Origin of the sequence: Enterobacter cloacae complex sp. 372C4 (assembly GCF_050030615.1) — a bacterium.
Taxonomy (GTDB): Bacteria; Pseudomonadota; Gammaproteobacteria; order Enterobacterales; family Enterobacteriaceae; genus Enterobacter; species Enterobacter intestinihominis.
This window is the reverse complement of sequence record NZ_JBLGUQ010000001.1, coordinates 3,346,501-3,365,963: the sequence shown is the minus strand read 5'-3', so window position 1 is coordinate 3,365,963 and position 19,463 is coordinate 3,346,501. Positions and strand designations below refer to the sequence as shown.

At 54.7% G+C, this 19,463-nt stretch carries 17 protein-coding genes; 7 read left to right on the top strand and 10 right to left on the bottom strand.

Features of this window, described 5'->3' with window-relative positions:
- Window positions 1-128: 128 nt before the first annotated feature.
- Genes ACQG11_RS16380 through ACQG11_RS16360 form a run of 5 tightly spaced genes read right to left on the bottom strand, consistent with a single transcriptional unit; the run spans window position 129 to window position 6,454 of the window.
- On the bottom strand, window positions 129-3,245 hold the full coding sequence (locus tag ACQG11_RS16380) for an efflux RND transporter permease subunit (protein ID WP_426728586.1): 3,117 nt from the start codon (window positions 3,243-3,245) through the stop codon (window positions 129-131).
- A complete protein-coding gene (locus ACQG11_RS16375; RefSeq protein WP_063948643.1) occupies window positions 3,242-4,441 on the bottom strand; it encodes an efflux RND transporter periplasmic adaptor subunit in 1,200 nt (399 codons plus the stop codon). Before ACQG11_RS16375 ends, ACQG11_RS16380 begins: the two co-directional genes overlap by 4 nt.
- Window positions 4,438-5,694, bottom strand: coding sequence for a TolC family protein (locus ACQG11_RS16370; protein WP_126503691.1), 1,257 nt, complete (start codon window positions 5,692-5,694; stop codon window positions 4,438-4,440). The genes ACQG11_RS16375 and ACQG11_RS16370 overlap by 4 nt, the downstream gene beginning before the upstream one ends.
- Window positions 5,695-5,705: 11 nt before the next feature.
- Entirely contained in the window at window positions 5,706-5,999 is a 294-nt protein-coding gene (locus ACQG11_RS16365; RefSeq protein ID WP_023299583.1) for a copper-binding protein, read from the bottom strand.
- Window positions 6,000-6,052: 53 nt separating this feature from the next.
- Complete coding sequence (locus ACQG11_RS16360; protein WP_426728585.1) at window positions 6,053-6,454, bottom strand: hypothetical protein; 402 nt, start codon at window positions 6,452-6,454, stop codon at window positions 6,053-6,055.
- A 342-nt stretch (window positions 6,455-6,796) separates the two neighbouring features.
- Here ACQG11_RS16360 and dcuC point away from each other — a divergent pair, with 342 nt between their 5' ends.
- The gene (gene dcuC / locus ACQG11_RS16355; protein WP_017382481.1) at window positions 6,797-8,164 is read left to right on the top strand and encodes an anaerobic C4-dicarboxylate transporter DcuC; all 1,368 of its coding nucleotides are present in this window, start codon (window positions 6,797-6,799) and stop codon (window positions 8,162-8,164) included.
- 94 nt (window positions 8,165-8,258) lie between these two features.
- Window positions 8,259-9,068: a ribonuclease I gene (gene rna / locus ACQG11_RS16350; RefSeq protein WP_032624674.1), complete on the top strand. Its 810-nt coding sequence runs from the start codon at window positions 8,259-8,261 to the stop codon at window positions 9,066-9,068.
- On the opposite strand, the gene ACQG11_RS16345 is transcribed toward rna, so the two are convergent.
- Window positions 9,062-9,688: a flavin reductase family protein gene (locus ACQG11_RS16345; protein ID WP_395036423.1), complete on the bottom strand. Its 627-nt coding sequence runs from the start codon at window positions 9,686-9,688 to the stop codon at window positions 9,062-9,064. The two genes, rna and ACQG11_RS16345, sit on opposite strands and share 7 nt — an antisense overlap.
- 262 nt (window positions 9,689-9,950) lie before the next feature.
- Here ACQG11_RS16345 and rnk point away from each other — a divergent pair, with 262 nt between their 5' ends.
- Window positions 9,951-10,361 (top strand): nucleoside diphosphate kinase regulator, encoded by a 411-nt coding sequence (gene rnk, locus ACQG11_RS16340; protein ID WP_022647414.1) that lies wholly within the window; start codon window positions 9,951-9,953, stop codon window positions 10,359-10,361.
- Between the two features lie 139 nt (window positions 10,362-10,500).
- On the opposite strand, the gene ACQG11_RS16335 is transcribed toward rnk, so the two are convergent.
- Window positions 10,501-11,739 carry a zinc-dependent alcohol dehydrogenase gene (locus tag ACQG11_RS16335; RefSeq protein ID WP_015571156.1) on the bottom strand — a complete coding sequence of 413 codons (1,239 nt, stop codon included), beginning with the start codon at window positions 11,737-11,739 and terminating at the stop codon, window positions 10,501-10,503.
- Window positions 11,740-11,920: 181 nt separating this feature from the next.
- Here ACQG11_RS16335 and uspG point away from each other — a divergent pair, with 181 nt between their 5' ends.
- Entirely contained in the window at window positions 11,921-12,349 is a 429-nt protein-coding gene (uspG, locus tag ACQG11_RS16330; protein ID WP_023299578.1) for a universal stress protein UspG, read from the top strand.
- 59 nt (window positions 12,350-12,408) lie between these two features.
- On the opposite strand, the gene ahpF is transcribed toward uspG, so the two are convergent.
- On the bottom strand, window positions 12,409-13,974 hold the full coding sequence (gene ahpF, locus ACQG11_RS16325) for an alkyl hydroperoxide reductase subunit F (protein ID WP_022647412.1): 1,566 nt from the start codon (window positions 13,972-13,974) through the stop codon (window positions 12,409-12,411).
- 188 nt (window positions 13,975-14,162) lie between these two features.
- Complete coding sequence (gene ahpC, locus ACQG11_RS16320; protein ID WP_014882974.1) at window positions 14,163-14,726, bottom strand: alkyl hydroperoxide reductase subunit C; 564 nt, start codon at window positions 14,724-14,726, stop codon at window positions 14,163-14,165.
- A 621-nt stretch (window positions 14,727-15,347) separates the two neighbouring features.
- Here ahpC and citR point away from each other — a divergent pair.
- The 3 genes from citR (at window position 15,348) to ACQG11_RS16305 (ending at window position 18,231) form a co-directional block, all read left to right on the top strand.
- Window positions 15,348-16,268 carry a DNA-binding transcriptional repressor CitR gene (gene citR / locus ACQG11_RS16315; RefSeq protein WP_022647411.1) on the top strand — a complete coding sequence of 307 codons (921 nt, stop codon included), beginning with the start codon at window positions 15,348-15,350 and terminating at the stop codon, window positions 16,266-16,268.
- A gap of 128 nt (window positions 16,269-16,396) precedes the next feature.
- Window positions 16,397-17,620, top strand: coding sequence for a phosphoadenosine phosphosulfate reductase (locus ACQG11_RS16310; protein ID WP_063146997.1), 1,224 nt, complete (start codon window positions 16,397-16,399; stop codon window positions 17,618-17,620).
- Window positions 17,605-18,231 carry an IbrB-like domain-containing protein gene (locus ACQG11_RS16305; RefSeq protein WP_426728584.1) on the top strand — a complete coding sequence of 209 codons (627 nt, stop codon included), beginning with the start codon at window positions 17,605-17,607 and terminating at the stop codon, window positions 18,229-18,231. The genes ACQG11_RS16310 and ACQG11_RS16305 overlap by 16 nt, the downstream gene beginning before the upstream one ends.
- On the opposite strand, the gene ACQG11_RS16300 is transcribed toward ACQG11_RS16305, so the two are convergent.
- Window positions 18,232-19,392 (bottom strand): pyridoxal phosphate-dependent aminotransferase, encoded by a 1,161-nt coding sequence (locus tag ACQG11_RS16300; protein WP_022647408.1) that lies wholly within the window; start codon window positions 19,390-19,392, stop codon window positions 18,232-18,234.
- Window positions 19,393-19,463: the final 71 nt, after the last annotated feature.

The window sequence follows — 19,463 nt, the reverse complement described above, 5'->3', positions numbered from 1 at the left end:
CCTTAGCACAGAATACTTGAATGAACGCTTAACAGCATGGGTGTTATTCCTAATTACCATCCCGTTCCTGAGAATAGTCTGACGATACATAAACTGCATGCCTGAATAAGCACATGCAGTTGACATTTTTAACGTTGATGTAACAATTTGTAGAGTGCGGGAATAACTAACATCGACAATAACGGTGCAGTAACCATGCCACCAATCATCGGTGCAGCAATACGTTGCATCACCTCCGAGCCACTCCCATTGCCCCACATGATGGGCAGCAGTCCCGCCATAATCGTGGCGACCGTCATCACCTTCGGACGCACGCGCAGCACGGCACCTTCGTGGATCGCCCGCAATAGCACCGTATTTCCCCCTTCTGGCTCAAGCCTGTGATATTTATCAAGCGCATGATTCAAATATAGAACCATAATTACGCCGAATTCTGCTGCCACCCCGGAAAGGGCGATAAAGCCAACGGCCCCCGCCACAGACAAATTATATTCAAGCAGCCATAATAACCACACCCCACCAATAAGCGCGAAAGGCAATGTCCCCATTATTATCAGGACATTTGATATCCGCCTGAAGGTTAACCATAAAAGGATGAATATAATCATCAGCGTGACAGGTAAGACTATTTTAAGCGTCGCGGTCGCCCGTTCCAGATATTCAAACTGCCCGGACCAGGAGAGAGATACGCCCTGCGGCAATACCACCTTCTCCTCCACCCGTTTTTGCATTTCATCTACGGCGGACTTCAGATCGCGCCCGCGTAAGTCCACGTAGATCCAACTGGAAAGGCGCGCGTTTTCACTTTTTAGCATCGGTGGGCCTTCCGTCACGACGATATCGGCCAGTTCCCCCAGCGCCACCTGGCTACCGCTGGCGGTTACTACCGGCAACACCCGCAACGTGTCGACGTTATCACGCAAATCGCGGGGATAACGCAGGTTGATGGGGTACCGCTCGCGTCCCTGGATCACCTCACCAATGTTATCGCCCCCGACCAGCGTGGAGACAAGGCTTTGCAGTTCATCGACGGAAACGCCGTAGCGCGCGGCTTTTTGCCGGTCGATACGAATATCCACGTAGCGCCCGCCCTCCAGTCGCTCCGCCAGCGCCGAGGAGACGCCAGGAACGTCCTTCACCACCTGCTCAATCTGCCGGGCCACGCGCTCAATGTCGGCAATATTATTGCCGTTCACCTTAATGCCGACCGGGCTTTTGATCCCGGTTGCCAGCATGTCCAGACGGTTACGGACAGGGGGCACCCACACATTGGCAATGCCCGGCAGCGACACGGTTTTATCGAGCTCCTCCACCAGCTTTTGCGGCGTCATTCCAGGCCGCCACTGCTCTCGGGGCTTAAAGTGGATAGTTGTTTCCAGCATGGTTAATGGCGCGGGATCGGTTGCCGACTCCGCCCGACCAGCTTTGCCAAACACGCTCGCCACCTCCGGTACGCTTTTGATCAAGCGGTCCGTCTGCTGAAGCAGCCGCGATGCCTCGCGAGCAGAGATCCCCGGCAGCGTGGAGGGCATATAGAGTAAATCCCCTTCATCCAGCGGCGGCATAAACTCACTCCCCAGGCGGCTCAGCGGCCAGAGCGTGGCGATCAGCAGCAGACATGCCAGTGCCAGGGTCGTTTTCGGGAAGGTCAGTACCTTATCAAGCAGCGGCTCATACAGGCGGATCAGGAGGCGGTTTATCGGGTTTGCCTTCTCATCCGGGATTTTCCCGCGAATAAAGAAGCCCATTAGCACCGGCACCAGAGTGATCCCAAGCCCGGCGGCCACGGCCATCGACCAGGTTTTGGTGAACGCCAGCGGCGAGAACATTCGCCCCTCCTGCGCTTCCAGCGAAAATACCGGTATAAATGACAGCGTGATGATTAACAGGCTGCAAAACAGCGCCGGTCCCACTTCAACCGCCGCCTTTTCCGCCAGACGCCAGTACTCTCCCGACGCAGGCTCCTTGCCCGGATTATCATGCCGCCACTGCTCCAGCACCTTGTGCATGTTTTCAATCATGACAATTGCCGCATCCACCATCGCTCCGATGGCAATGGCGATCCCGCCGAGCGACATCATATTCGCGTTAATGCCCTGATAGTGCATCACCACAAAAGCCCCGAGGATCCCCAGCGGCAGAGAAACCATCGCCACCAGCGCGGAACGCAGGTGGAACAGGAACAGCGCGCACACCAGTACCACCACGGCAAACTCTTCGAGCAGCTTGTGCGTCAGCGTTTTGACCGACTCCTCAATCAGCGTGGAGCGATCGTAGACCGGAACAATCTCGACGCCCTGCGGCAGCGTTTTTTGCAGCTCGCTCAGTTTCGCTTTTACCGCGCGAAGGGTTTCCAGCGCGTTCTGCCCGTAGCGCATCACGATTACGCCGCCAGCAACCTCCCCTTCACCGTTAAGCTCCGCCACGCCCCGGCGGATCTCCGGGCCAATGCCAATGGTGGCGACATCTTTCAACAGGACAGGTACGCCATCGCGGGTGGCGATCACCACATTGCGAAAATCCTCCAGCGAGCGCAAATAGCCCGTTGTCCGCACCATATACTCCGCTTCGCCCATCTCCAGCAGGGCGCCGCCGCTCTCTTTATTGGCGGCCTGCACCGCGCCGGATAGCTGGCTGTGGGTAATATTCAGCGCGCGCATTTTCGCCGGGTCCGCCACGATCTGATACTGACGCACCATTCCGCCAATGCTTGCCACTTCAGATACATTCGGTACCGTCTTAAGCTCGAACTTAAGCGTCCAGTCCTGAAGGGCCCGCAGATCTGCCATGCTGTGTTTTCCACTACGGTCGATCAGCGCATATTCGTAGATCCAGCCCACGCCCGTCGCATCCGGCCCCAGCGACACCTTCACGCCCGGCGGAAACTGCGCCTGTACCTGGCTTAAATATTCCAGCACCCGGGATCGCGCCCAGTAGAGATCGGTGCCATCCTCAAACAGCACATACACATAAGCGTCACCAAACATTGAAAAACCGCGCACGGTTTTGGCACCCGGCACAGACAACATGGAGGTTGTCAGCGGCCAGGTCACCTGATCTTCAATCACCTGCGGCGCTTTCCCGGGGTAACTCGCTTTGATAATGACCTGCACATCAGACAGATCGGGCAACGCGTCCAGCGGCGCGCGCTGCACCGCCCACCAGCCCCAGCTGGCCATCATCAGCGCGGCCAGGATCACCAGCAGGCGGTTACGCAACGAGGCGCGAATCACAGCGGCAATCATGGCGTCACCTCCGGCATCACGCTACGCAGGCTGGCTTCGGAATCAATCAGGAATTGCCCGGACGTCACCACCTTATCGCCCTCTTTGACCCCGGACAGGATCGCCGTCCAGCCCTGCGCCGTCAGGCCGGTTTTCACCGTCACAGGCTGAAAATAACCGTCCCCGGTAGCCAGCAGCAGACGCGCAGACTCTCCGCTGTTAATCACCGCTTCTTCCGGCACCGCCAGCACCGGCGGGCCTTTCAGCTCTTCCGCACGGCTGACGGAGAGGTACATGCCCGGCTTCAGCTTATGTGCGGAATTTTCCAGCACGATACGGGCTTTCAGGGTTCGCGTGGCCGCCTCCATCTGCGGCAGCAATTCGCTGACCGTGCCGTGGAACTGCTCCCCCGGCCAGCTTTCTGAGGTTGCTACCACCTTGCTGCCCACCGCCAGAGACTGCGCCTGCGTTTGCGGGTAGTCGACCACCAGCCAGACCGGATCGAGGCTGGCGATCTCAAACAGCGGCGCCGTTGCGGTGATTTGCGCCCCTTCCCGCACGTCCAGCTTCACCACATAGCCCGCCCGGTCGGTGCGCAGAATGAGCGTGGTCTGCGGCTTACCGCTACGCTCCAGCAAACGAATGACCTCTTCTGGCATAAACTGCAACGCCAGCCGCTCGCGTGCGGCGCGGGTCAATGCGGCATCGCCAAGCTGACGAACCGCGAGATACTCCTGCTGGGCGGCGGTCCACTGCGGGATCCACAGTTGCGCCAGCGCCTCTCCGGCTTTTACCTGCTGCTGCGGCGCATTAACAAACAATTTTGACACCACGCCATTGGCCGGGGCTGACAACACCGAGACGTTACGTTCATCCGTTGCAACCGTGGCAAAGGCCGAGAACGGCGAAACCAGCTGGCGCATCTCAACGTTGGCGGTTTTCATCCCCAGGTTTTGCTGCTGTTGAGTGCTGATGGCCACGCCTGACGCCGCCTGCGCTTCATCGGCGTAGCGTGGGACCAGATCCATATCCATAAAGGGGGATTTACCCGGCTTATCGAAGCGCTGACCGGGCACCATGGGGTCGTACCAGTAAAGCACCTTGCGTTCTGAGGGTTGTGAAGCCGCATCCGGCTGATGCGTCTGCTTCTGTCCGACAAAATAGCCGCCAACGGCAGCTATCGCGATGGCAATCGCCATTAACGTTGTTTTTTTCATTGCGCCAGCTCCTGCGGGATCAGCCAGTTCACGGCAGCCCAGGTTCGCGCCATTTCGCGCTCCGCCTGGTTCACCGCCAGTTCCGTATCCAGTACGCCACGACGCGCCTCCAGCAGGGCCGGAAGCGCCGACTGTCCAGAACGATATTGCGCCGTCAGCACCGCCAGCCGTTGTCGCTGCAACGGTAGTACCTCATCCCGCTGACGCTGCCACACCGTTTGCGCAGCCTGATACTGCGCCACCAGCGTTTGCACCTGGGCAATGTGTTCGCGTTTGAGCAGCGTCAGTTGATCCACCGCCTGCATTGAGCGGGAAACATCGGCGGCGTAATCCTTGTCCTGACGTTTTGACTGGAACAAAGGCAGATCCACGCTGAACATCACGCCAGCCATATCGTCATAGCCTTCGGCGCGGTGGGCGTAATAGACCTCCACATCCACATCGGGTAGCGCTGCCACGGCAGATTGCGCTGAACGCGCTTTCGCGGTCTCTGCTTCACGTCGCGCGGCCTCCACTTCCGGGTGTCTGGCAATCCCCTCCTGCAACGTTTTTTCATCGGCAGGAAGGCGCTGATAGCGCGGCAGCGGACCGCGAACCGCCGTAATAGCGTGCCCTGTTAGCTCCAGCAGACGGCTTTGCGCCAGCTGCACATCCCGCTGCGCCAGCGTCTCTTTGTCGCGCATGGCGCTGAGGATCATTTGCAGGGCCAGTGCGCTGTCCGGCGTTGCGCCTCCCGCCCCGACGCTCGCCTTCTGCACGCCCCGCTGGCGTTCCGTTTCACGGACCAGCGTTCTGGCCGTTTTCAGCGCCTGCTGTGCCAGCGCCAGATCCAGCCAGGCCTGGGCGGTATCACGCTGAAGCGCGGCACGTACGGCCTCGGATTTTGCCAGCACGCTTCGCGCCTGCGCCTGAAAAGTCTGTGCTTTACGTTCCCGCTTCTCTGAGCTGACGTAGCTTTGCATGATGCCAACCTTCTGCATGGTCATCCCTTCGCGCGTAAGCCGCCGATCGTTGCTGCCCTGTACCGGCACGTTTTCAATACCGAATTTCAGTTTTGGATCAGGTAATTGCGTGGCGGAATCCGCCATCGCATCCAGCGCCTGCGCTTCGTTACGGCTGGCGGAGAGTTCTGCCGAGTAGCGCTGGGCTTCGGTCAGGGTGTGTTCGAGCGTCCACGGCTCCGCCTGCGCGGCGGAGGTTAACAGGCCGAACAACACCCCACCGAGCCACAGGCTCAGTGAGTGTTGTTTCATGGTGACCTCGCTTAGCGCGCTGGCGTCAGCGAGATAATCTGGAAACCGTCACCCGCACGCTCAAGCGTGAAGGTCACCTCATCCCCCGGTTTGGCGCCATTCAGCGTGGCGCCGGCAGATAAAGTAAACGGCATGGTCATCGCTGGCCATTTTAGTTCCGGTATGGCCTCGTGACGGAGCATGACGGCATTGTCAGAGATCGACTGAACCACGCCGCGGCCCTGCCAGGTCTGGTTTGCCTGAACGGTATAAGAAGCGAAAGAGATGGACGCGCCAACCAGCGCGGAAAGGAATAGGGTACGCATGATAAAACTCCTGTTAAACGTTAAGTAAATAAAATCAACGAATTAACAGGTTTTTACTCCCGAAACCGGCAATAGCGGATCGTTGCCGGCGGCCCCACAGCAGGAGGGGTAACAGACCACGCAGAATGGCTTGCAGATGAACACTCTGGCGTCGTTAAGGTCAGCGTCATGGCGGCAGGCAGCGCCACCAGATGCGGCTGGGCAGGTTCTTTTTGTACCTGATCCGGCACACAATGTTTTTCACACAGCGGTGAAGCACCGGCAGCATAATGCAGCCCCGGTTCCGCCATCATATCCATATGCTGGATGGTGGCCACCTCACCGCGCAAATCCATTGAACATTGATGGGAGGCGACGGCCACCTGACTCTGGATTAACAGCCAGCCAAACGCCAGCAAAAACATCAGCAGATGTTTTTTGATAAAGCGCATACGATACGTCCAGCTGGCGTGCATATTCAGATCGTCGGATAGGGTAAAAGTGAACCGAGTATAAGCAGGCAAAAGAATGAAAGAGAAGTAGTTTTAAAGAGATTTACGTTTTTAAATCGATTGTCGGCAAGTAATACTCAAAACCTTAACACTTCACCATCAATTTAATGACATATAATATCTATTCATCAGGTCAATAACGTCTTAATATAAATGACGCAGGGTTAGCAAAAATATCGTCATCATTGCCTTTAGTAGTCTCTTTCTTGATTTTAATCAGCAAGGACTGGCCATTTATTCGGCACATTTCAGGCTTCTTTTTTATTGATTATTTGTCTCTCGGGCAGCAAGGATACAGGGGAAATCATGCTTACTTTTCTCGAACTCCTCATTGGAGTCGTGGTCATTGTCGGTGTAGCACGCTACATCATTAAAGGTTACTCAGCCACCGGTGTGCTATTTGTCGGCGGCCTGACGCTGCTGATCATTAGCGCGCTAATGGGTCATCAGGTTTTACCCGCCAGCGAAGCCAGCACCGGATATACCGCTACCGATATTGTGGAATATATAAAAATTCTGCTGATGAGCCGCGGCGGCGACCTGGGCATGATGATCATGATGCTCTGCGGATTTGCTGCCTATATGACCCATATCGGTGCGAATGATATGGTGGTGAAGCTGGCTTCTAAGCCGCTGCAATATATTAACTCCCCCTATCTGCTGATGGTCGCGGCTTATTTCCTGGCCTGTCTGATGTCATTAGCCGTTTCCTCAGCAACAGGCCTTGGCGTGCTGTTAATGGCGACGTTATTCCCGGTAATGGTTAACGTCGGGATCAGCCGTGGCGCAGCGGCGGCTATTTGCGCCTCTCCGGCGGCGATTATTCTCTCCCCTACTTCCGGTGACGTGGTGCTGGCCGCGAAAGCCGCGGAAATGTCGCTGATTGACTTCGCCTTCAAAACCACACTGCCAATCTCCATCACCGCTATTCTCGGCATGGGCGTGGCGCATTTCTTCTGGCAACGCTACCTCGATAAGAAAGAGAACGTCAGCCATGAGATGATGGACGTCAGTGAAATCACCACTACCGCCCCGGCGTTTTATTCCATCCTGCCCTTCACGCCGATTATTGGCGTGCTTATTTTTGACGGCAAATGGGGCCCTCAGCTGCACATCATCACTATCCTGGTGATCTGTATGCTGCTGGCGGCCATCCTGGAATTTGTTCGTGGTTTTAATACCCAGAAGGTGTTCACGGGTCTTGAAGTCGCCTTCCGCGGCATGGCGGATGCCTTCGCGGGCGTGGTGATGCTGCTGGTTGCCGCAGGGGTGTTTGCTCAGGGGCTGAGCACAATCGGCTTTATCCAGAGCCTGATCTCTATCGCCACCTCGTTCGGCTCGGCCAGCATTATCCTGATGCTGGTGCTGGTGGTACTGACCATGCTGGCGGCGATGACTACCGGCTCCGGTAACGCGCCGTTCTATGCGTTTGTTGAGATGATCCCTAAGCTGGCACACTCCTCCGGCATCAACCCGGCTTACCTGTCCATTCCGATGCTCCAGGCCTCCAACCTGGGTCGTACCATTTCTCCGGTATCGGGCGTGGTGGTTGCGGTTGCAGGGATGGCAAAAATCTCTCCGTTTGAAGTGGTAAAACGCACGTCAGTGCCGGTGCTGGTTGGCCTGATTATCGTTATTATCGCCACCGAAGTGCTGGTTCCCGGCGCTGCCTAAGCGAAATTCCTGCTTTCCAAAAAGCGCCTGCGGGCGCTTTTTGTGCTTTAATAACCTCCAGAAATTAATCGCGCCCAACCAATCAGGAAAGCAAATGTTCAGGAAGGATATCGTTATCCCGTCTGGCGCAGTAGCGCTTGCACTCTGTGTCTTCTCAATTCAGGCAGATCCGCTTAAGCCAACCCAGTATGGCGATTTCGATCGCTACGTTCTGGCTCTTTCCTGGCAAACGGGATTTTGCCAGAGTATGGTCGAACGCAACCGTGACGAACCGGAAGAGTGTCGCCTGCAAAAAGAGAGCAGCAACAAAACCGATTTTCTGACCGTCCACGGCTTATGGCCAGCGCTGCCGAAATCTATTGCCGCTCGCGGAGTGGATGAACGCCGCTGGATGCGCTTCGGCTGTGCCACTCGTCCGGTTCCGAATATGCCGGAAGCAAAAGCCAGCCGCAAATGTGACGCCGCAGAGACCGGACTATCGCTAACGGGCGCGGCGAAGCTGAACAGCGTGATGCCCGGCGCGGGCGGCAACTCCTGCCTTGAACGTTATGAATACGCGAAACACGGCGTCTGCTTTGGTTTTGATCCCGACGCTTACTTCGGCACCATGGTGCGCATGAACCAGGAAGTGAAAAATAGTGCGGTTGGGGAATTTCTGGCGGAAAACTATGGCAAGACCGTCCGCCGTAGCGATTTTGATGCAGCCGTGGCCAAAAGCTGGGGGAAACAGAACGTAAAAGCGTTCAAGCTTACCTGCCATGGCAATCCGGCTTATCTGACCGAGATGCAGATCTCGCTAAAATCCAGCACCATTAACAACTCGCTCTCAGCCAGCACCTTTGCGCCACAGCCGCATCCGGGCAACTGCGGCAAACAGTTTGTTATCGATAAAGCCGGTTACTGATTGTTCCTGCGCGCATCCGGGCGTACCAGATCGAAGCGATGGCTGTCGCTGATGCCGTAGTAGGCGGACGGTCCACCCGCACGCAGAATGGGCTGCGCTTTCGCGGTCTGGTAAATCCCCTCTTCCAGCAAACTCTCAGCGATATGGACGCCCACCACTTCGCCGAGCACCAGCCAGGTATCAATCGGTGTCCCATCCGCGCCGGTCAACTGAATGCACTGTGACAATCGACACTCGAAATTCACCGGGCTTTCCGCCACGCGCGGCGAGCTCACAAGCTGGCTGGCTACGGGCGTCAGGCCGGCAAAGGTAAATTCATCCTCGCCATGAGGGAGTGTGGCGGAGGTTTCATTCATCGCCTCAGCCAGATCGCGCGTTGCGAGGTTCCAGACAAACTCTTGCGTTTCGGTAATATTCCGCACGCTATCCTTCCAGTCGTTGCTGGAAAAACCAATGATCGGTGGGCGATAGTTAAAGCAGTTAAAGAAGCTGTACGGGGCAAGGTTCAGTTGACCGGCCTTATCACAGGATGAAATCCAGCCAATCGGACGTGGACCGATAATGGCGTTCAGCGGGTCGTGCGGCAGACCGTGCCCCTGAGACGGTTGGTAAAAGTACATATCGCTCTCTCTACGCTGGGGCTGCAACGCGCATTGCCCGGTTTAAGTTTTACCAGCGTAACGAAATTTCCGTTCAGCGTGAATCGGGATGCCGGGTTTATTGCCAAAAATTCATATGGCGCACGAATGTGACCTTCATCACTTCAAACTTAGGGTTTCAGACAGTATCATCAGATAAGTTAAACCCTCGCTGCCAGACGGCGAGGGTTTTCTTTTGGATTGGTTTCTGCGTTACACGCAGCATTAACGACATGGAGTAAAAATGTCCAGACCTACGATTATCATCAATGAACTCGACGCAGAACGTATTGACCGACTGTTGGAGAAACCAGAATTCGCCTCGCTGCCGGTTGCCGATGCGCTGAACGAAGAGCTAGACCGGGCGCAGATGTGTACGCCTGAGACCATGCCGCATGATGTGGTCACCATGAACAGCCAGGTGAAGTTCCGCAACCTGACCACCGGGGAGGAACTCACCCGTACGCTGGTCTATCCGGCGCAGATGACCGACAGCAGCATGCAGCTTTCGGTGCTGGCACCCGTGGGCGCGGCGCTGCTTGGACTGCGCACGGGCGATACTATCCACTGGGAACTCCCGGGCGGCGCCTCAGCCCATCTGGAAGTACTTGAGCTGCTCTACCAGCCCGAAGCCGCTGGCGATTACCTGCGTTAATCCCTTCTGAACAAGCGACCCCGCTTTGCACAGAGGATGCACCTGCATCCTCTTTCCGCAAATTCACCCGATTGTCTTATATCGGACAAAAACCGCTTAATCCACGCTTACTCTGTTGTAGTGCCATGGGGACGAAACCTCACACAACGCCGCCGGGGAAGGCATTCACCAGTCCCTTCACTTTCTGCTGCGCTGCCTCCGGGGTATCTGCGCCAGGCACCAGGATCACCTTGCGGCACTCCTCCTCCCGTTTTTCGAAGATCTTATAGGCGCGCTCCGCATCAGCCAGCGGAAGATAGTGGGTCACAATATCTTCCGGTGTAAGCAACCCTTTTTCGATAAGCGGCAGCAGCTCTCCCAGCCAGGCGTGGACGTGCGTCTGCCCCATCTTAAAGCTCAGCCCTTTATCGAAGGCATCGCCAAACAGGAAGCCATGGATGAAACCGGCGTACACGCCCGGCACGCTGACCACGCCGCCGCGTCGCACCGCAGCAATGCACTGGCGCAGGGCTTTGCCGCTGCTGCCTTCAATTTTCAGGTTACTGAGGATCGTTTCCGTCGTGCTGCCTTTGGCCTCAAACCCGACGGCATCAATCACCGCATCCACCCCGCGCTGCCCGGCCGTTTGCTCAATGATTTTCTCCGCCGCGTCGTTATCGTCATCAAAGTTAATCGGGATCGCGCCGTAGCGCTCCTGGGCAAACCGCAGACGATAGGGATGATGGTCAACCACAAAAATCTGCTCTGCGCCGAGAAGCCGCGCGCAGGCAATGGTCAGTAACCCCACCGGCCCGGCCCCGAATACGGCGACGCTGGAGCCTTTCTGGATCTGCGCATTTTTCGCCGCCTGCCAGGCGGTAGGCAGAATATCTGACAGGAAAAGCGCTTTGTCGTCTGACAGCAGCTGAGGCACTTTAAACGGCCCCACGTTGCCTTTCGGGACGCGCACATACTCCGCCTGTCCGCCCGGCACGCCGCCGTAAAGATGGCTGTAGCCAAACAGCGCGGCAGGGGCGGGAATTTGCTTTTTGTTCAGCGCCGCGCCCTGCCCGCGGTTCGTGTTTTCGCAGGCCGCGTACTGTTGCATCTGGCAAAAGAAGCAGTCACCGCAGGCAATCACAAATGGGATCACCACCCGGTCACCTTTCTGCACGTTTTTCACTTCGCTCCCGCACTCCACCACCTCGCCCATAAATTCATGACCAAAGATATCGCCGTGCTGGACCTTGGGAATTTTTCCGCGATAAAGATGCAAATCAGAACCACAGATCGCCGTGGCCGTTACGCGCAGGATGATATCGTCAGGCTGTTCGATGCCCGGATCGGGGACATTATCGACCCGAACATGATGTGGACCGTGATAGGTGAGAGCTTTCATGCAACCTCCGAAAGGGTGTGGGTAAGCTTATAAAAGGGTAGCTACCTCTCGGGATCTGCCCCGGAATCCGGCTGTTTTGAGATTTATCCTGGCGAGATAAAAAAGTGCTGTCGGGATTACAGAAACCTTTTATATTTTGTGGTTGAATGATTTCAGCGTTTATAAACAAGGAGAAACGGTTATGTATCAAACAATCATTATGCCGGTTGATGTTTTCGAAATGGAACTGAGTGATAAGGCTGTACGTCATGCGGAATTTCTCGCGCAGCAGGACGGAGTTATTCATCTTCTGCATGTTTTACCGGGCACTGCCAGCCTGAGCCTGCATCGTTTCGCTGCTGATGTGCGTCGTTTTGAAGAGCATTTACAGCATGAAGCCGAGACGCGCCTGCAAACCATGGTCGGGCACTTCAGCATCGATCCTTCCCGCATAAAAACCCACGTCCGGTTCGGTAGCGTGCGTGACGCCGTAAATGAGCTTGCCGGGGAATTAAATGCCGACGTGGTAGTGATTGGTTCGCGCAACCCGTCTATTACCACGCACCTGCTGGGGTCGAACGCCTCCAGCGTGATACGCCACACCCACATTCCGGTGATGGTCGTCAGATAAAAAAAGAGGCCACCTTTTGGTGGCCTCTTGTATTGCAGGTGTCGTCTTGCTTTCTTTTATTATGCAGTTTTGGTGCGGATCAGGTAATCAAACGAGCTCAGCGAGGCTTTCGCACCTTCACCGGTAGCGATGATGATCTGCTTGTACGGCACGGTGGTGCAGTCGCCCGCCGCAAATACGCCCTTCACGCTGGTTTCGCATTTCGCATCGATGATGATCTCGCCCATGCGGTTGCGCTCAATTGCGCCTTCCAGCCAGGTGGTGTTTGGCAGCAGGCCAATCTGAACGAAGATCCCCGCCAGCGGTACGCTGTGAATATCGCCACTCACGCGGTCACGGTATTCCAGACCGGTCACTTTGCTGCCGTCGCCTTTCACTTCTGTCGTCTGGGCATTGAGCACAATGTCGACGTTATTCAGGCTACGCACTTTATCCTGCAACACCTGGTCCGCTTTCATCTCAGGGGCGAACTCCAGCAGGGTAACGTGTTCAACAATTCCCGCCAGATCGATAGCCGCTTCCACACCGGAGTTACCGCCGCCGATCACCGCTACGCGTTTACCTTTGAACAGCGGGCCGTCACAGTGCGGGCAATAGGTCACGCCTTTGGTGCGATACTGATCTTCGCCCGGCACGTTCATGTTGCGCCATTTCGCGCCAGTGGCAATGATCACGCTGCGCGCCTTCAGCACCGCGCCGGACGCCGTTTCAATCTGGTGCAAACCACCCTCGACCGCGGCCGGAACCAGTTTGCTGGCGCTCTGGCTGTCAATGACATCCACGTCGTAGTCGCTGACGTGCGCTTTCAACGCCCCGGCCAGCTTCTGGCCTTCGGTTTTCGGCACGGAAATGTAGTTTTCAATGTCTACGGTATCCAGAACCTGACCACCGAAACGCTCGCCCATCAGACCGGTACGGATCCCTTTACGTGCGGAGTAAACCGCTGCCGCCGCGCCCGCCGGGCCGGAGCCAACAATCAGCACGTCGTACGCATCACGTTGGTTCAACTCTTCCGCCGCACGTTTTTCTGCGCCGGTATCCACTTTGGCGACGATTTCGGTCAGCGTCATACGCCCCTGGCCGAACTCCTGACCATTCAGGTAAACCGCCGGAACGCCCATCACGTTGCGCTCGGTGATTTCGTTCTGGAACGTACCGCCGTCAATCGCCGTGTGCTTAATGCGTGGGTTGAGCACTGACATCAGGTTCAGCGCCTGCACCACGTCCGGGCAGTTGTGGCAGGAGAGCGAGTAATAGGTTTCAAACTCAAAATCACCGTCGATATCGCGGATCTGCTCCAGCAGCGCCTGCGCTTCTTTTGACGGATGACCACCGGTCCACAGCAGCGCCAGCACCAGGGACGTAAATTCGTGCCCCAGCGGAGAACCCGCGAAACGCGGCCCCTGGTCAGACCCTGGGTTGGCGATCAGGAAAGAAGGCTTACGGACTGCCAGCGTGTTGTCTTCTTTGAAGGTCACTTTCGGCGACAGCTCAGCAATCTCTGTCAGCAGCGCTTTGATTTCTGCCGATTTCGCGCTGTCGTCCAGCGTGGCAATCAGCTCAACAGGTTTGGTCAGTTTCTCAAGGTAGGCCTTGAGCTGGGTTTTCATGTTAGTGTCGAGCATTATTCTTCCCTCTCTTAAAACGTCATCATGCAAGCCGCCTTATACGGGCTGCCTGAATGCAACTTGCATCATGGTGCTGGAATGAAATGGGCGCGGGGAGCGCCCATTGATTGCCGGGTGGCACTTCGTTTACCCGGCCTACGATACTGTAGGCCTGTGCAAGCGTAGCGCCGCCAGGCTTTACAGACTTAGATCTTGCCGACCAGGTCCAGAGATGGAGCCAGCGTCGCTTCGCCTTCTTTCCATTTCGCCGGGCACACTTCGCCTGGGTGAGAAGCAACGTACTGAGCCGCCTTCACTTTGCGCAGCAGGTCAGATGCATCACGGCCGATACCTTCAGCGGTAACTTCGATAGCCTGGATAATGCCCTGCGGGTCAACAACGAAGGTCGCACGGTCAGCCAGGCCTTCATCTTCACGCATGTTGTCGAAGTTACGGGTCAGGGCGCCAGTCGGGTCGCCGATCATCGCGTATTTGATTTTCGCGATAGTTTCAGAGCTGCTGTGCCACGCTTTGTGGGTGAAGTGGGTATCGGTAGAAACAGAGTAAACGTCTACGCCCAGCTTTTGCAGTTCTTCGTAGTGGTCTGCAACGTCGCCCAGTTCGGTCGGGCAAACGAAGGTGAAGTCAGCTGGATAGAAGAAGAACACGCTCCAGCGGCCTTCGGTATCTTTCTCAGTAACTTCGATGAACTCACCGTTTTTGAACGCCTGGTTTTTGAAAGGTTTAATTTTGGTGTTAATCAAGGACATCTGTACTTCCTCCGTGTTTTCGTTGAGGTGTAAGGTAACCAACTTTGTTCATCGGGGCTAATGCGTATGCTTTATCAAATCAATCAGCCAAACCTTACAACAGCAACAAGACAGCAAGGTGAACCTTTTACAGGAAAGCCTGAAAGTAAAAAGGCCGCCTCAACGGGCGGCCCTGATACCTGAATTCCCCGCAGGTACATTCAGTGCCAGCCGAAGCTGGCGTTGCGTTGCGCTCTACATACCTTGTATCAAGGCCGTAACAGCGGTTTGATTACAGCACCCCTGCGCGCAATGAGCAATGCATAAGAGGGATAGTCCTGCCTATGGCTGTGATAGGCAGATTCGAACAGGTCATTGAAACATTAAAAATTTAATTTCATTATGGGTTTCACGCTATATATAAACGCCATTTGTCATTCAAATAATTCAATCACACTTTAAAGATAAAATTATCTTAATAACTCTTGAAGATATGTTTCAATAATCCAAAGCCGTGATATATTAAGATCACTTAAATTTTAAATTAAGCGAGTTATTCACACGGATTGTAAAGGGTAACTACACTCTGTCGTACTCCATGGTGTGATAACGACAGCAAACTCAACTCACTCAGGACGAAACATGGCAAACCTCTACGACCTAAAAAAATTCGATCTCAATCTGTTAGTTATCTTCGAATGCATTTACCAACATCTCAGTATCAGTAGGGCTGCCGAGACGCTTTATATCACACCATCCGCCGTCAGCCAGTCGCTGCAACGCCTGCGCGGTCAGCTTGATGACCCCCTGTTTATCCGTTCAGGGAAGGGAATTACGCCCACCACGGTAGGTACCAACTTGCATCATCATCTGGAAAAAAATCTCAATCAGCTTGAGCAGACGATCAACATGATGCATCACTCGGACATCAAGAAAAAGTTCGTTATCTATTGCACTCAAATGGTGTCTCCTGGTTCGATGCTGGAACCGTTGAAGCTTTTAATATCTGAGGAGAATTATGAGATAGAACAAAGAGATATGCTTATTTCCTCCGAATCAGCGGAAGATTTGTTGGCCTATCGTAAAGCCGATCTCATCTTCTCTATCGCACCTATCCACAATCGCTCTGTGGTCTGCACCCACTTCACTACGGTGCCGATAGCCTTAATCTGTAGAGCAGACCACCCAAGGCTCGCTGACACAGCTACGGTGGACGCGCTATACCAGGAGAAATTCACTTTTTACCAGAGTGCTCATCCGGGTGTAAAAGAGTTCCAGAGTCGGGCCAATGACGCTTTTCCGGAAAGAAATATTGCTTTTCGCACCGACTCCCTTAGCTCTCTCATCTCTATGGTCAGTTCATCTGATTTGTTAGGCTATATCCCCGTGTCGATCTATGAAACATTTAAAGAATCTTTGAAATTAAAAAGGCTTGAGCCACCGTTTGCGCTGCCTGAATTAAAGATCTATATGCTCTACGGCCGTTCATCACTGAATAGCTCTGTTTTTTCAACATTCATTGAAAAAATGCATAAGCTCTGCGTTTCTCCGCCGTCTGCGTAAAATACATTTGCATGGTGAATATAATTAAAGCGAACCGAAAAAAATGACTCCGTGAAATTAAGGATAAATAATTCCATAATATCGTTTTGATTTTCCCAAGACATTTAACACGCAGGACGCAATTAATCATGTCGAACTATAAAATCCCTTTACAGGAAAATGTTTTAGACGCTTCTGCGGAACGCATACACTGGACGCTTAACAATTTCCCCAGGGTATGCGTTTCCTTTTCCGGTGGAAAAGATTCTACCGTGATGCTGCATCTTGTTGCCCAGAAAGCACGGCAATTAAAGCGAAAAATAGACGTCATCTTTCTGGACTGGGAAGCGCAATTCTCGTCGACCATTCAGCATGTTGACGCTATGAAAACGCTCTATCGGGATGTTATCCACCAGTTCTGGTGGGTAGCGCTTCCGCTCACGACCCAGAACGCCCTGTCACAGTTTCAACCTGAATGGCAGTGCTGGGAACCCGGAACAAACTGGGTTCGCCAGCCACCAGAAGATGCCATTACCGATTATCACTATTTCGATTTTTATCAGCAGGGAATGACGTTTGAAGCCTTCGTGCGCGAGTTTGCCGAATGGTATGCGCAAAGACGTCCTGCCGCAGTCATGGTGGGGATCCGCGCCGATGAATCTTACAACCGCTTTCTGGCTATCGCGTCGGCGCGTAAGCAGCGCTTTTCTGACGATAAACCCTGGACGACCGTCGCCCCGGGTGGGCACGCCTGGTATATCTACCCACTGTACGACTGGAAAACCGCCGACATCTGGACGTGGTTCGCGAAATCAAAATGTTGCTATAACCCGTTATACGACCTGATGTACAAGGCTGGGGTGCCGCCGCGTTATATGCGCATCTGCGAACCGTTTGGTCCGGAACAGCGTCAGGGCTTATGGCTCTATCATGTCATTGAACCCGAACGCTGGGCGGCTATGTGTGAACGCGCCTGCGGCGTGCGAAGTGGAGGTATTTATGCCGGGCACGATAACCATTTTTATGGCCACCGGAAGATCCTGAAACCTGACCATCTCGGCTGGCGCGAATACGCCATGCTGCTACTCGACAGCATGCCGCAAAATACGGCGGAACATTACCGAAATAAAATCGCAATTTATCTCCACTGGTATCAAAAGCGAGGCCTGGAGGATATTCCCGATACGCAGGAGGGTGACATTGGCGCAAAAGATATCCCTTCCTGGCGACGCATTTGCAAGGTTTTACTCAACAATGACTACTGGTGCCGGGCTCTCTCATTTAGTCCAAACAAACCTAAACACTATCAACGCTACAGCGAAAGAGTGAAAGCCAAACGCAAGGAATGGGGGATTTTATGCAGCAGCAAATAATCAGAGAAATGCATCCGTACCTGCAGGCCCTTTCTGAAGAAGAGAAAATCGGCGCTATTAATGCCTTTCGCCAGGCATTACACGAAATCAGCCCTTTTAATAATCAACCCGTCGACTGCGTATTGTGGATAAAACAAACTGACATCACCGCCAATGACTACAACCCAAATAATGTCGCTCCGGCGGAGAAGCGGTTGCTCAGCAAATCACTGGAGCTGGATGGATTCACACAACCTATCGTTGTGACGGAAAATGCGCCTGAGAGCTATGAAATTGTCGATGGATTCCATCGCCATGAGCTTGGCAGTCATCGGGCTATTCTGAAGCGTCAACTTAAAGGTTACCTCCCTGTTACCTGCCTGCGTAAAGCACGCCAGGAAAAGTTCGATCGCATGGCTACAACCATTCGTCACAACCGCGCGCGTGGACGCCACCAGATCAATGCCATGTCAGAAATCGTGCGAGAACTGGTGCTTATGGGCTGGAGTGAGCAGAAAATTGGCCTGGAGTTGGGTATGGACAGCGATGAAGTGCTGCGACTGAAGCAAATCAACGGTCTGCTGGAACTCTTCGCGGACCGTCGTTTTTCAGAAGCCTGGACGGTTGAATAGTCAGAGCGAATTTAAGCGCGCAGCCGCTGCCAGCAGCGTCGCCTCCTGCTTCGCAAAGCAAAGACGAATCAGTTTATGCGGGAAGGGATCGGCGCAGAACACCGACAGCGGAATGGCCGCCACGCCCACCTCTTTCGTCAGCCACTGGCAAAAACTGACATCATCCAGATCGGAAATCGCGCTGTAGTCCGCCAGCAGGAAGTAGGTGCCTTCGCATGGCAGGATCTCCAGCCGACTCTCGCTCAAGGCAGTCACAAACCGATCCCGCCGCGCACGGTAAAAAGCTGGCAGGTCCCGGTAATGTTCAGGTTCAGCGCGCAGCATATCCGCCAGCGCCAGCTGGGCGGGTGTGTTTACGGCAAACGTCAAATACTGGTGCACTTTACGCAGCTCAGCACTGATGGCGGCGGGCGCCACGCAGTACCCTACCTTCCAGCCGGTCATATGGTAGGTTTTCCCAAATGATGATACCGCGATTGCGCGCTCGCGAAGCTGCGGATGCGCCAGCACGCTGGCATGACCCTCTTCGGCAAAGCAGATGTGCTCATACACCTCGTCGCTCAGAACATAGATTTCACGTTCGGCGATGGCCTGCCACAGGGCGGCAAAATCGCTTTTCTGCCACACCGTCGCCGATGGGTTGTGTGGCGTATTCAGGATCACCAGCCGGGTTTTATCGCTCAGCAGCGCGGCAAACGCCTGCCAGTCCGGACGAAAATGCGGCGGCTGGAGCGCCACGCGTTTCACCACGCCACCGGCCAGTTCAATCGCCGGGGCGTAGCTATCGTAGCTCGGGTCAAAACAAATCACCTCATCGCCCGTACGCACCAGGGCGGTTATCGCCGCATACAGCGCTTCGGTCGCCCCTGCGGTTACCGTGATATCGCTGTTCGCGTCAGGCTTATGGCCGTATAACTCCGCCGTTTTATCCGCAATGGCTTCACGCAACGCCTGCACGCCGGTCATCGGCGCATACTGGTTGGCTCCCTGCGCAACGTGGTACGCCAGACGCTCCTGCAAATATTTCGGCCCGTCAAAATCCGGGAAACCTTGTGAGAGGTTAATGGCGTTGTGCTGCTGCGCCAGGGCGCTCATCTGCGTAAAAATCGTCGTGCCGAGATTCGGAAGTTTACTCTGCGGGATCAACGGGTTATTGCTCATTGTAGTATGCCTGCCTGTAATACTTATGTTGCTGACACTATAACACGATGTTAGTCTCTGGCAATCAAGAC